Annotated in this window: 6 protein-coding genes; 4 read left to right on the top strand and 2 right to left on the bottom strand. The window is 61.0% G+C overall.

Annotated elements, in window-relative coordinates; translation table 11 throughout:
- Positions 1-893: 893 nt before the first annotated feature.
- A complete protein-coding gene (locus tag ACZM8Y_RS15650) occupies positions 894-1,238 on the bottom strand; it encodes a hypothetical protein (RefSeq protein WP_483971903.1) in 345 nt (114 codons plus the stop codon).
- Positions 1,239-1,350: 112 nt separating this feature from the next.
- Positions 1,351-2,235: a M15 family metallopeptidase gene (locus ACZM8Y_RS15645; protein ID WP_479859537.1), complete on the bottom strand. Its 885-nt coding sequence runs from the start codon at positions 2,233-2,235 to the stop codon at positions 1,351-1,353.
- A gap of 1,259 nt (positions 2,236-3,494) precedes the next feature.
- On the opposite strand from ACZM8Y_RS15645, the gene ACZM8Y_RS15640 reads away from it, so the two are divergent.
- The 4 genes from ACZM8Y_RS15640 to pbpC all read left to right on the top strand — a co-directional run bounded on the left by ACZM8Y_RS15640 (position 3,495) and on the right by pbpC (position 13,896).
- Positions 3,495-4,994 (top strand): FAD-dependent oxidoreductase, encoded by a 1,500-nt coding sequence (locus tag ACZM8Y_RS15640; RefSeq protein WP_482333558.1) that lies wholly within the window; start codon positions 3,495-3,497, stop codon positions 4,992-4,994.
- A 208-nt stretch (positions 4,995-5,202) separates the two neighbouring features.
- Positions 5,203-5,364, top strand: a complete 162-nt coding sequence (locus tag ACZM8Y_RS15635) for a hypothetical protein (protein ID WP_487480178.1) — start codon at positions 5,203-5,205, stop codon at positions 5,362-5,364.
- 191 nt (positions 5,365-5,555) lie between these two features.
- On the top strand, positions 5,556-11,144 hold the full coding sequence (locus ACZM8Y_RS15630; protein WP_482333556.1) for an alpha-2-macroglobulin family protein: 5,589 nt from the start codon (positions 5,556-5,558) through the stop codon (positions 11,142-11,144).
- A gap of 409 nt (positions 11,145-11,553) precedes the next feature.
- The gene (gene pbpC, locus ACZM8Y_RS15625; RefSeq protein ID WP_482333554.1) at positions 11,554-13,896 is read left to right on the top strand and encodes a penicillin-binding protein 1C; all 2,343 of its coding nucleotides are present in this window, start codon (positions 11,554-11,556) and stop codon (positions 13,894-13,896) included.
- Positions 13,897-14,289: the final 393 nt, after the last annotated feature.

Here is a 14,289-nt window from a genome sequence, read left to right as displayed (position 1 = left end):
GCACTGAAGACGCTTTCCCTACGGAACGTCGCGCCCATGCCTTTCAGGATTTCTCCCACTGAACGACACGGATTTCCGGCTTCCTTTCGGTCATTCAGCGGCGTTTCCCGCATGTGCGTAATAACTTAGTTCTGCAAGAAGCCGTTGAGTTGCCGTTCGACGGCTTTTTTGTTTTTGGCTCTGTCATAGTGTGTAGTTGTTTATCTCCACAGCAGGTTGAAAAGACAGTCTTTTTCTCCAGTTTTCCCTTTGGCTGAATCCATAGCTGAGGCGTTTTTCTGGTTATTCCTTTGGAATTTCAAGAAATAAAGCATCAACCATTTTCTAGGGCACAGCCTTGTTTTTTGGGGCTTGGCGTTATTTCCTCAATGGAATGTCCTCTTGAGGCGAGTTGACGAATTGGCATCACGCATAACTGCAAGGGCAGCACCGGGGGAGGCTTCCGGAGTCTGTCCGGAGTACGGCGCGGCCAGTGGAGGCGCATGTATGCGTGGGAGGACGTCTGGAACCGGAGAAAGAAGGACGTGGCTGCATATGAAAAAAGCTCCTGCCGACCATGTGGGGCACATGGCTAGAGGAAGTTCTGTACGGAGAACAAAAAGGAACACATCAGAAAAAAGTGAAATTTTTTCGGAAAAATTTTTGTTCTCGATAGCTACTGTATATTTTTGGGGAAATGAAAGGCGACTGGAGAAAAATGGATAAAAAAACGGATAATGAACTGAAGTGAAAAGCCAGTAAACCCTGTCGGAGTTGGGTTCAGGAATTTTTCTATAATTATAATAAATTAAATAAAAATTGTTCGTATTAGTCGTATTGGTTGAATACGTGAGAGAGACACACTCTCTCTCATTTTTCCGTTGATGGGCTTGATGGTTGGGGCATTTTATTGGTCATTCCTTTGGCATTTTTGAGAAATAAGGCGTCAACCATTTTCTATGGCACAGCCTTATTTTTAAAGGAATAGATAACGAACTGCTTGGATAAGGAGCGGATTGGCATTTGCGGGGGAATGGAAAATAACCCTTGCCGTCCCCTGAATAAGGAATGCGGCAAGGGGTTTGAAAAGGCCGCTCCCGTACCCCATGAAACGGAAAGCCTGCTTCGCATACTTGAGTTTGAACGCCGTGTACCTGCGAACCCACGCAAACGGAAGGCTTTTCGCTCGCCTTGTGGACGGCGGGATTGAAGGCATGTGTGCCCAGCACAAACCGGAAGCCTCCATCTGGGGAAAACACCAACCGTTTCCTATGAGATAGCCAAAAGAAAAGTAAACGCCCGCTTTCGTGGCAGCGGTTTTTTCCATGCCTCAGGCATGGGCAGTACAGGGCCGCCGTTTGCGCCGCCGTGTTACGATGCGCCTTCGGATTTCCCTCCGTTCGCCTTTGCCCGTAGTTTCTTCGCCTTGATGATCAATTCAGGGCGGTACTCGAAGTGCATGAGGTCGAAATGCTCCCACTTTCCGCCCCAGATGAACCCATTGTCCTCAAAGAGCGAAATGATGGCGGAGGGATAGGCCTTTTGCAGGGGGTGCGGGCGGAGTTTGCTCCATTGCCAATACGGGCCCTTGTCGGGATTGAGATCCACCGCGATCCCGAAACTGTGCGGGCTTAAACGGTTCGTTTTGGCGATGGCGCGCCAGAAGTAGCCGTAGATGGGCGAAAAATAGCTGTCCAGATCGGGATCGGTCGGCCGGAGTCTCCACGCCGCGTCGATGCGCCGGAACGCTTCGGCGGCGGGGGCGGCAAGGCACACCTTGATCTTGCCGCCGAACAGGGTACGGACGATCCCCCGTTCCACGGAGCGCTGATCCGCCCCGTACAAAGCCTTGAGCAGCGGATAACAGCGGATGCGCCCCGGCTCCTCATCGGGCGCAAGATCCGGGCGCTCAGGCTCCAGCGGGTAAGGCTGGCGCATGGCATCCTCAATGTCCGCGTTTTCCAGCAGTTCCGCGTGGCTTTTCCTTTTCCCGTCATCATAGAGGAGGCGTCCGCCGCTCTTGGTGAGGAACCACACCAGCCCATTACCGTCGGTTTCCGTGCCCGTGATGAATCCGGGGTAGGCTTCTTGGAGGCATTCGAGATCCAATTCGAGATCGTCGGCACGGGCAGGGATGGCCCAGAGCAGGCAGCAGAGGCAGAAGATCAGTTTGCGCATCGGTCGTTCCTTGGCGAGGTTGGGTTCTGGCAGGGGCCGCTCCATACGGATGATGCAGGCCCTGAATTGCGAAGTCATGGCCCTGTATTCTTGGGGGCCTTCTATTTGGGTGATGCTGGCCTTCCTTGTCGGGACTTCCCTGTTCAGTCACTAGGGTGTATCATTATTTTTCATGTAACTATTTGAAATTATTAAGAACAATTTTTTTGTAACTTGAAAAGCAGTTAAATAATTTCAATAGATTATATCTGATTGAAGGCACGGCCTAGGGCCGTTCCATATAGGGGATGCGGGCCCCCTGCCGCCACGGAGGGCGCTGTTCCAGACTGGCAGTGGGAACGGCATGGCTGCGGGCCCCCGCCCGTGCAGGACTGCCGCACTGAAATTCAAAACAACTCAGGATCCTTGAGGGTGGGTGCCCGATCAGGGTCTAAACTCCCCACCGGGGGCAACGGAAAATAGCCCACGTATCTGATTTGCGCCCGGCCAGAGGGTTCCTCTTTGGCTTTGGGAGTGCCGCCGGGAGCGGTTCTACTGCGGAATGCCGGAAATGTCGAAACCCGGCTCTCTTTTGGTCAAGGTTCTGCCATAGCAAAATGTTGATCCTCCATCTGATGGATGCTGAAGAAAGCGTTTTCCGGCGTTGGGCCCGCCGCAACTGCCTTCAAAGACAACGAAATCAATACGCCTAGGTCGTGTCGTCAATCAGATATAATCTGTTGAAACTATTTAACTGCTTTTTAAGTCGTAAAAATATTTTTAATAATTAAAAATAGTTACGTATAAAATGACGACACGGCCTAAAATGGCATCAATCAAATGCCATGACAGGGCCTTTGTCAAAAGTGCTGGCTGTCCGGCATGTGGGGCGGTACTGGCTGTCGGAAGCATTGGGCTGCTTGCCCGTTCCGCTTTCCGGCATATGCGGGACGGTGCTGGCCGGATGGCCCCCCCTTTTCTTGCAGCATACCGTATTCCGGCATGTGAGGGACGGCACAGATGCTTCCCCTCTGCCGCAGAGAGGGAGTCCCCAACGTCCGGTACGTATGGGATAGTGTCAGGGCGTTTGTAAAGACCTGCCCCGTTCCCACAGTCGTCCGGCACGTATGGGAGTGCGGCCCATCCTGCGCGGCTATGCCTCGCGGCCTATGCCGCCGTCAGGCATGTACGGGGCGGTGCGGCGGAACATCTTTTGATGCCCGGAGCGTGCCGTTGCCCTTGGGGGGGCTCGAATGCGCTCCGGCGCGCCCGGCAAGGCCGCTTTCGGACGCGCGCTTTCTGTTGACACCCGTGGTTATTCTTTCTAGAGCGTTGGAAAATGCTGTTCGGAGGTCATTATGAAAACACGCAGAGCTTTTATCCAGGCGGGCGCAGCGGCCCTGTGCGGCCTTGCGGCGGCTCCGGCCCTCGCCAAGCCCCGGAAAATCAAGGAGGCCGGCTGGACAGAGACCTTCGACGTCATCGTCATCGGCAGCGGCCTTGCCGCGTTCGTGGCGGGCCTGTCGGCGCTTGAGAGCGGGGCCAAGCGCGTGGTTCTGCTCGAAAAAATGGGCATGATCGGCGGTTCCACGGCCATCAGCAACGGAACCATCTCCGTGCCCGGCAGCCCGCTCCAAAAGGCGAAAGGCATTGAAGATTCCCCTGATGCCATGCTCAAGGATCTGCTCAAGGCCGGGAAAGGCTTCTGCCATGCCGAGCTGACGAAAACCCTTGTGGACAACGGTGTCGAGGCATTCGATTTTATCGTCAAGCACGGTGCGAAATTCAAGGATACCGTGATGATGCCCGGCGGTATGACCGCCAGGCGCCTGCTTCAGCCCGACTACAACGGCGCGACGGGCCTGCTGGCCCCCCTGCGCGAAAGCTACCTCAAGATGGGCGGCCGGATCATCCTGTGCTGCAAGGCCGACCGGCTGCTGTTCAGTCGCGGCGGACGGGTAGAAGGTGTTGCGGCGCGTACGGATTACCATTTTAATACGCAGCTCGAATCGGACGATCTTGAGAACAAGGGTGGAAAGCCCGTGCGTTACCGGGCGAAACGGGGCGTAATCTGCTGTACGGGCGGCTTTGAGGCGGATCGCGCCTTCCGGTCGCAGGAACTGCCGCAGTTCGAGGGCGCGTTCACGACCGAGCATCCCGGCGCGACGGCCTCCGGGTATCGTATGCTAGCCGCGGCCGGGGCCCGCATGATCAACGGCACGCTGTACCGCCCGGCCTTCCCGTGTACGGATGAGCAGCCACTGGGCATGATGATCGATCCCGCCACGGGCAGGCGGTTCGTGAGCGAAAGCGCGGATCGTGTGGCTGTCTTCCACGCCGCGAGCGAGGTATTGGCCTCCAACGGGCGGCGGATGCCCTTGTCCATCCTTGACGGCGATGCCTATGAACTGGTGGAGAACAAGCACCGCATGGAAAAGAACGCCGGTGCGGGCTATGTGACCAAGCATGACAGCCTTGAAGCTTTGGCGGAACATTACAAGATCCCGCTGGACGCGCTCAAGGCGACCGTTGAGGAATACAACGCGATGGCGGAGAAGGGCGAAGATACGGTTTTCAGGGCTGACTTCTCCAAGACCAAGAACAACAGGGTGGACAAGCCGCCGTATTATGCGGTGATGGTGAAGCCGAACCTGACCTACAGCCTTGCGGGGGCGCTCATCACGCCCAAGGCTGAAGTGGTGGGGGTGCTCGACGACGAGCCCATTCCCGGCCTTTACGCGGCGGGCGAGGCTGCCTCTGGCGTCCACGGGGCCATGCGTCTCGGCGGCTGCGCCATTCTCGACTGCTGCGTGTTCGGCATGATCGCCGGGCGCAACGTCATGGCGAAAAAGGCGTAGCGGGCTGGGGAAGGCGGCAGAAAGCATGGGGAGGGCTTCTCTGATGAAAGATTCCTCCCACCCCTCTCTCCAAAGGTTTTTGAACGTATTGAACCCTGTCCGTGGCTTTGGGGCATCTTTCAAGGATAGGGTATGGAGCGGGAGAAGGCGGGGGGGCTCCTCGCCTTTCCGCATTGTGGGCTGGAAAAAGTGGCCCTGTCATGGGGATGTGGCTGTTTCATCTCCACAATATGCTGGGAATACGGCCTTTTTCTCCAATTTTCTGTTTTCTCCAGTCTTTTCGCTGGCGGGTTTCATGGCTGAGGCTTTTTCTTGTGCATTCCGTTGGGATTTCAAGAAACAAGAACCGTTTCCTATGGCACAGCCTTAAAACAAGGCATCAGCCATTTCCTATGGCACAACCCAAAAAGTTCGAGCCAAGGCGTGAAGTGTGTTGGCAAGGTTTGGGTACATGCGGGATTTCGAGGGGCAGGGTTCTCCGGGAAGGGGAGGGACGGCGGAAATCCTTGTCTGGTTGGCCAACTTTCTCTATGATCACAAAAAACTACGTAGGGGAATGCTATGCGCCACCGTATTGCCCTGATTCTTTTTTTGCTGCTGTGCTGCGTATCCGTGCCCGTTTGGGCCGCATCGGATCAGGCTCCGGCCTTTGTCCGGGCTGTCGTGGCCGCGCCCCTTGAGGGCGGGGAGCCATTGCGGGTGTCCTTCGCGCCTGACGAAGCTGTGTGTAAGAAAGCTTACGGCGATGACTGGGGGGTACGGTGCGCCGCCGCTCCGGGGCAGGATGGCGCGGCTGTCTCCGGCGTCCGGCTTTCGCCCGACATTCCCGGCGAATGGCGGTGGGCGGGCGGGGATACGATGGAGTTCCGCCCGAAGAACCCGTGGCCGGAATCCACGGCCTATACGCTTTCTCTGGCGAAGGTGCCGTTGCCGTCGCGCATGAAGCTGGCTTCGCCAAGCCTTTCCTTTTCCACGCCGCCGCTTGCCGCGCTCAAGGTGGAAGGCAGGCTGTGGATTGATCCCGACCTGAACGGCGAGCGGGCCGTTTCGTTTGATGTAAAGTTCACCACGCCGCCGGATCGCCGGACGGTGCAGCGTGACGCCGCGCTGAAGGTTTCCGGCAAGGGCCTTATGCTTGCCAAGCCTGAGTTCGTCTGGGGAGAAAACGGGACGTGCCTCATCAAGTCGCGGATTTTGAGCCTTGCCAAGACGTCCGCTGCGGTGACGCTCTCGCTGCCCGGCGTGGCTGCGGAAGTCCGGCGCGACGGCACGCACTGGAAGGTTCCCAAGGGCAAGGCGGAGGCCCGCCAGCAGGTGACGGTTCCGGGAACCTCCTCCCTGTTCCGCATCAAGAGCGCCTCACTTGATACGTCCCGCGACGCCTCGCTTGCCGGGGAGTACCATCTTACCGTCGAGACGAGCCTGCTTGTGCGGCCCGACGCCTTTGCCAAGGCGCTCACCGCCCTCCAGTTGCCCCGCGCGCTTGAGGAAGGGGCCGTAGAGCCCACCCCGTGGAACAAGGCCCCGGTCATTGACGAAGCAGTCCTCAACCGTGCCAAGCCCGTGGAGATCGAGCCGCTCCAGCCCGCCGACCAGCCTGCGGGCACGTTGCGCTTCAAGGTGTCCGTACCGTCTGGCAGCTACCTTTTCCTGAGCCTTGCCCAAGGGTTCGGGCCAAGCCCCGCCTTTCCTCTGGCTCGGCCGTGGCGGGAAGTCTTCCATGCCGCGCCGTTCCATCCGGAACTTGATTTCCTCCAGCCCGGCAACGTGCTTGCCCTCGGCGGCGAGCGCAAGCTGGATCTCCACTCCAGCGGCCTGACCGCCATCCGCTGGAGGGCTTCGCGCGTCCTCAAGCCCTACCTCGGCTTCCTTGCCACGCAGCCGCAGCCGTTTGCCAATGCGGACATCCCGTTCGACGCCCTCAGCGACGTACAGGAAGGCGTCATCGCGCTCAAGCGCACCGATCCGGGCATGCCGCAGTTTACGGTGCTCGACGTGGCCCCTTTGTTCAAGGATGGGCGCGGGCTCATGCGCATTGAACTGGCGGGCATGGACGGCGGCAGGGAAGTCGCCTCCGCCAGCCGTTTCCTGCTGGTGACGGATCTTGGGATGATTGTGAAGAAGAACGCCGATGGAAGCCGCGACGTCTTCGTGTGCTCGCTGTCGGAGGGCAACCCCATATCCGGCGCAGCGGTGCATATCCTCGGAACCAACGGCCTGCCCGTGGCCGAAGCCGTGACCGACGCCGGGGGCAGGGCGGCCTTGCCCTCCGTATCCGGCCTGAACCGCGAAAAGCGGCCCGTCGCCGTGACCGTTTCGGTGAAGCGCGGCGCGGACGAGGATACGGCATGGCTGCCGCTCGACGATTATTCCCGCGTCGTGGACTATTCGCGCTTCCCCACGCAGGGGCAGGCCAGCAGCGCCGACGGCATCAACGCCTATGTGTTCAGCGAGCGCGGCATCTTCCGGCCCGGAGAAACGCTGCGTTTCGGCATGCTTATGCGCCGGGGCGACTGGAAGGCGTTGCCGTCCGACATGCCCTTCTTCGCGGAACTGTCCGATCCCTCGGAACGGACGATCCTGCGGCGGCAATTCGTCGTCGGGGCCGATGGCCTTGCCGAGCTGAGCTGGGCCGTCCCCGAAGGCGCGCCCACGGGCCGCTATCGCCTCGACGTGCAGACGCCCAATGCCGACGGCTTTGCGGTCGTGCTCGGTTCCGGGGCCGTGCGGGTGGAGGAATTCCAGCCCGACACCATGAGCCTGTCCGCAACGGTCAGCCCCGCTCCCGGCAAGGGCTGGCTCAACGCATCTCATGCCTCGGCGGACGCGGCCCTCAAGAACCTGTATGGCCTGCCCGCCGTGGATCGCCGCCTGCGCGGTCAGCTTTCGGTGCGGCCCGCATCGCTGTCTTTCCCCGGCTATGAGGATTTCACGTTTCACGATGCCATGCCCTATCGGGGGTCGGCCCTGACGCTGGATCTCGGCGAGACCCGCACCGACGCGCAGGGCCGCGCCGTGCTGCCGCTGCCGCTGGAAAGGCTGCGCGGCGGAACCCTCCATTGCCGCCTTCTTGTCGAAGGCTTTGAGCCGGGCGGCGGGCGTTCCGTGACGGCCGTGCGCGATTTCCTCGTTTCCCCGCTTCAGGCTGTGCTCGGTTACCGTCCCACCGGGGCCGGGGGCAATCTCGGCTTCATCCCCAAGGGCAGCGAATCCACGCTGGAATTTGTGGCGCTCGGCCCGGATCTCGGCCGCGCCGATCCCGGCGTGCTGACGTTCTCCGTGGCGGAGCGGCGGTACGTGACCAGCCTCGTCACGGACAAAGACGGGCGTTACCGTTACGATGAAACCCCGGTCGACCGGGAAATCGCTTCCTCAAAGCTGTCTTTCGACGCGTCCGGCAACCTGGCGTGGCATGTGCCCACGGACAGGCCCGGCGAATTCCTGCTCAGCGTGCGGAACGCCTCCGGGCAGATCATGGCCCTCGTGCCCTTCACGGTGGCGGGGAACGACGACCTGCGCCTCGCCGGACGGGACGAATTGCCCTCCGGCAGCCTGCGCCTGCATATCGACAAGGCGGACTATGCGCCCGGCGAATCCATCCGGTTGTTCCTGTCTTCGCCGTACGACGGCATGGGCCTGATCACGCTGGAGCACGACAGCGTTGCGGCCTCCCGCTGGTTCCGTGTCCGCGCCGGGAACAGCGTGCAGGAAATCGCGGTTCCCAAGGATTTCGAGGGCCGCGCCTATGTCAACGTGTCGCTGGCCCGTTCCCTGTCCTCGCCCGACGTGTTCATGCAGCCGCACAGTTACGCGGTGGCCCCGCTCACCGTGAATGTGGCGCGGCGGGATATGGGGCTCAGCCTCAAGGCCCCGGAACAGGTGCTGCCCGGCGGCGCGCTCTCGGTATCCCTGTCCGCCCGCCATCCGGGGAAGGCGTTGATTTTCGCCGTGGATGAGGGTGTGCTTCAGCTCACCGCCTTCGCAACGCCCGATCCCCTGCGCTATCTGCTCAACGATCGGGCGCTGGAAGTGGAGACGCGGCAGATGTTCGATCTGCTCATGCCCGATCACGGACAGATCCGCATCCCGGCCTTCGGCGGCGATATGGCCTTGTCCGGCGGGCGGCTCCACAATCCTTTCAAGCGCAAGGCCGAACCGCCTTTGAGCTGGTGGTCAGGCATCGTGGACGTGGGGGCGGAAACATCCGTCACCATCCCCGTTCCCGGCTATTACAACGGCCGCGTCCGCATCATGGCGGTGGCGGCGTCGCCGGATACGGCGGGCCGTGCCGAAACCGACGCCACGGTGCGCGGCCCGGTGGTTCTGACGCCGCAGCTTCCGGTTCTGGCTTCACCTGGTGACGAATTCGAAGCCGCGCTTGCCGTCGCCAATAATACGGGACAGCCCGTTTCCTTTACGCTGGCGTTGTCGCCTGACGAGGCCCTCCGCGTGGTTTCCCCGCCGCCCGCCGAAATAGCCGTAGGCGCGGGTTCTGAAAAGGTGGTTCCGTTCCGCGTCAAGGTCGGGGATGTGCCCGGCAATGGGGAACTGCGCTTTGCCGTCGCCGATGCCGCCGGAAACCGGACTGTCCGCTCCGCCACGCTGTCCGTGCGCCCGGCTTCGCCCCTGCGCGAAAGTTTAAGCGTCGGGTCGGCCTCCGTCTCCACGGTTCTGAAGACGGGGCGCGAGCTGTACCCCTACGAAGCCAAGGGGTCCGCGTCTGTTTCGGCGCTGCCCTTACCCGCACTGTGTGGGCTGATCCGCTATCTCGACGCCTATCCGTATACTTGTGCGGAACAGCGCATCAGTCGGGCCATGCCTTACGCGCTGCTCATGGATCGGCCCGAACTGCTTGCCGATGCGGGCAGGACGCCGGACGAGGCGCACAAGCTCGCCCGGAAACGCATGGACGAGGCCGTGCAGGGCATCCAGTCGGCGCTGAGCTGGCGAGGCGTGTCCCTCTGGCCCGGCGGGGAGCCCGACGTGCTGGTCACGGCCTATGCCGCCGATTTCCTGCTGACCATGCGGGAGTCCGGGGTAGCCCTGCCCGGTGGTTTGCTGGCCGAGGTCTTCGGAGCGCTTGAGAATGCGCTGGATCGGGTGCCGGATTCGCTGGAAGAAGGCCGCGCCCAAGCCTATGGGCTGTGGGTGTTGACCCGCGAAGGCCGCATCACGACGCAAGCGATGGAGCAGCTCGTTTCGCAGCTTGAGGACAGGTTTCCTGAGTGGCGGAAGGACGTGGCCTCCACCCTGTTGGCGGGAAGCTGCGCGATCATGCGCATGAACGACGACGCGCGTCATCTGGTTGCGCTTTACCAAGCTCCGGGCCCCGATTTTCAGGCTCGCGGCTATCTCGATGCGTTGGGCGTTCAGGCGCTGCGGGCGTCGGTTCTGGCCCGGCACTTCCCTGATATGCTGGATACGCAGCGCACTGAAATGGCTCAGGAACTGCTTGATGTGCTGAATGGCGGGCGGTATGTGACCCTTTCCGCATCCCTTGGCGTCCGCGCCCTGTTCGACATGGGGGACGCGGCGGGCATGCCTTCCGGCGTCTCTTTGCGCTGCACGTCCATGCAGCCGGGGTTCGAGCCCGTGGAACCCGTGCCCGCGGATCTGGGAGGCATGTTGACGCTTTCCGCGCCGGGATGTGCGGCGTATGCGCTGGATATGCCCGCGGGTTCCCAGCCCCTGTACTGGGAAGTTTCGGCGCAGGGTTTCGACCGTAAGCCGCCGTCCGAAGCCTTGGCGCAGGGGCTTGAGGTGTCGCGTGAATACCTTGATGCCGAGGGGCGGCCCGTGACGGCGGTGAAGCAGGGCGATGTGGTGACGGTGTCCATTTCCGCACGTTCGCATGGAGGGGGCGTTTCCGATGCGGTTATTGCGGATCTGTTGCCCGGCGGGTTTGAAATGGTGCTCAATTCTGACGTCAAGGGCCAAAACCCAAACGGTGCACCGGGTTACAAGTCCGTTGATCGCCGCGAGGATCGGATGGTTGTGTTTTCGGATCTGTCTGTGGAGCCTTCCGTATTCACTTACAAGATCCGCGCCGTGAACAAGGGCGTGTACACGCTTCCGCCCGTGCAGGCCGAAGCGATGTACAACCGCAGCCTTCAGGCGCATTCGGCGGGCGGGGTCATGGTCGTCGAGTAGGGCGCTTCCGGCGGCAGGGGCCCGTTGCCAAACGAGTCCTCGGTATAGGTGACGGTTGAGGAAGCCTCTGGCGGTAAGGGGCCCGCTGCCCCTTGACCCCGCCCGGTGGGCGAGCCGCCCCCCGTACCCCGGCGGAACCGGCGGCGCAGCGGTCGGGGGCGGTATCCGGCATTCCGGGCGGCGCTGTCGCTGGGGATGCTTGATACGGCATTATGGATATGGCGATTTTTATATATTAAGCTACTGTATTATGGTTGATAGGGTGCCGGGTGACAAATCGGGGGTGCGGCAAAGCCATGGCCGCTAGGCTGGCTCGTAAACTTTACGGGCACCGCACGTAGGGCGATTCCCAAAAACAGGGCCAAGGAGTGACCCTTTGCCGCCGGAGGCGCCTCACAAAGGATTTCATGTGCGCAAAACCGCCGTTCTCGCCCTTGTGTTGGCGCTGCTGCCGATTGTGGCGTTTTGGGGCTGGCTTGTCCTGAGCCCCAAGCCGCCGCTTCTGGACGGCGTGCCGTTTTCGCCGCTGGTGCTGGATCGGGATGGGAACCTGCTCAGGCTGGGCCTTTCCGAATATGAGAAATACCGTGTCCGCATCCGGCTGAACGAGGTCGCGCCCGAAATGGTGCGGGCGGTGTTGCTTTATGAGGATCGGCATTTTTACCGGCACCCCGGCGTCAATCCGCTGTCCCTGCTCAGGGCTTCGGCGGGGATGCTCGGCGGAGCGCGGCGTATGGGCGGCTCCACAATCACCATGCAGGTGGCCCGGCTCCGGCTCGGCCTGTCCACAGCCACGCTTTCGGGCAAGTTCGTGCAGATGGCCCGTGCCCTTCAATATGAATACCATTATGGCAAGGGGGAAATCCTTGAGGCGTATTTCAACCTTGCGCCTTACGGCGGGAACATTGAAGGTGTGGGCGCGGCGGCGCGTATTTATTTCCGCACCACCCCCGGACGCCTTACCCGGACTGAAAGCCTTGCCCTTGCCGTCGTGCCGCAGAATCCGATCAGGCGTTCTCCGCTGAATGGCCCGGATTTCGAGGCCGCCCGCGCCCGGATGTGGATGATTGCCGATGCCGAAGACGATCCGGGCGGTGGGCCGGGATTGGCTTCTTCTTTTGGTGCGTCGGGTTCCGGCTTGGGGAGGGCGCTGCCGCCGCTCAGGGTATATGGCCCGGCCCGGCTGCCGTTCGGGGCTCCGCACGTTTCGAGCGAGACGCTTCCGTTGTCGCGGGGCGGGGAGCCTGTGCGCACCTGTATCGACAGCGGGTTGCAGCGGCTTATGGAGAGGGCCGTTGCCGGATTCGCGGCACGGGGAAGGCGTTATGGCCTGAACAATGCGGCGGCGCTGCTCATCCATTGGCCGAGCATGGAGATCCGGGGGCTCGTGGGGTCGGCCGGTTTTTCTGACGCCGCCATATCCGGGCAGGTGGACGGAACCCGCGCCCGGCGTTCGCCCGGCTCGACGCTCAAGCCCTTCATTTACGGCATGGCGCTGGATCAAGGGCTGATCCATCCGCAAACGCTGCTTCCCGATTCGCCGCGCAGTTTTGGCGGCTATGACCCGGAGAATTTCGACCGGGTGTTCCACGGCCCCTTGCCAGCCCATGAAGCTCTGCGCGCCAGCCGCAACCTGCCCGCGATCCTGTTGGCCTCGCAGCTCCGTCCGGATTTTTACGGTTTTCTGCTGCGCGCCGGGGTGGAGCTTCCGTTCAGCGCGGATCATTACGGCCTCAGCCTCGTGCTTGGCGGCGCGGAGGTTTCCATGCGTGAGCTTGGCGGCCTGTATGCCATGCTGGCGAACAAGGGCGTGTGGCGGCGCCCCCGTCTCTATGAAGGGGAACCGGCCGGTTCCGCCGTGCCTTTGCTGTCGCCCGAAGCCGCCATCGTGACCCTGCGCATGTTGGAGGATGACGCCCATTTCGTCAGGTCGAAACAAGGGCCCGTCCCGCTGCGCTTCAAGACCGGAACTTCCAACGGGTTCCGCGACGCATGGACGGCGGGCGTGGCCGGCCCCTACGTGCTGGTGGTCTGGGTGGGGAATTTTGACAATACGCCGAACCCGCTGCTTGTGGGCGGCGATGTGGCGGCTCCTTTGTTTGCGGACATCGCGCAGGCGCTGGCTTCCGACACGGGGCCGTTCAGCGATCTTGTTCCCGCCCAACAGGAAGGCTTGAACATTACCCGCGAAACCGTATGTACGGCGACCGGGGATCTCGATGTCTCCCTGTGCGGGGACACCACCGAAACGTGGTATATTCCCGGACGTTCCCCCACGCGCTCATCGGGCGTATTCCGCACCATCCTCATTGATGCGGAAACCGGGCTGCGCGCCTGCCGTCCGGTTCCGGGACGTACGGAAGAACGCGTATGGGAATTCTGGCCTTCCGATTTGCAGGCGCTGTTCCTGCGGGCGGGCGTGGTGAAGCCGCCGCCACCGCCTTTCAGCCCGGAGTGCGGCCCGGAAACCGGCGTACAGGCCGGGCGCCCTCCCCGGATCATCACCCCAAAGGACGGAGTCATATATCAGCGGCGGCTGTCCGATCCGGAGCGGAGCGGCATCGCGCTCGTTGCGGGCACGGATGCGGACGCCAGCGCCGTGTTTTGGTTCGTGAAGGATCGGTTCATCGGGCGCGGCGTGCCCGGCGAGCCGCTGGTCTGGCATCCCGGCGACGGGGTGCAGATGCTGCGTGTTGTGGACAACCTCGGACGGGCGGCTATGCAGAAGGTCGTGGTCAGGACGCTGCCGTAGGGAAAACCCATAAGGGCCTTGCCGCAGGATGTGGCCGTTTTATGTAAATAACCTATTGAATACACATATTTTTTAATCACCCTCCCACCTTTTCCAAGGCTGTGCCATAGAAAATGGCTGATGCTTTTTCCCTTGAAATTCCAAAAGGATAACCAGCCAAATGCCTCAGCCATGAACTCCACCAAGGGGAAAGCTGGAGAAAAGGCCATATGTTCACCGTGCTGTGGAGATGAAACAACTACATACTATAACGAGCCTTTGAAATTTTTAAAACATACTGTAACAATGTATTTTTTAATAAAATTGGCTGTGTCATAGAAAACGGTTGATGCTTTATCTCTTGAAATTCAAAAGGGATAACCAATAAAATCCCCCAGTCATGGAGCCCGCCAG

The sequence above is a fragment of the Bilophila sp. genome, from assembly GCF_057864385.1.
Note: the sequence above shows the minus strand (reverse complement) of the source record. Positions and strands in the feature narration are given on the sequence as shown.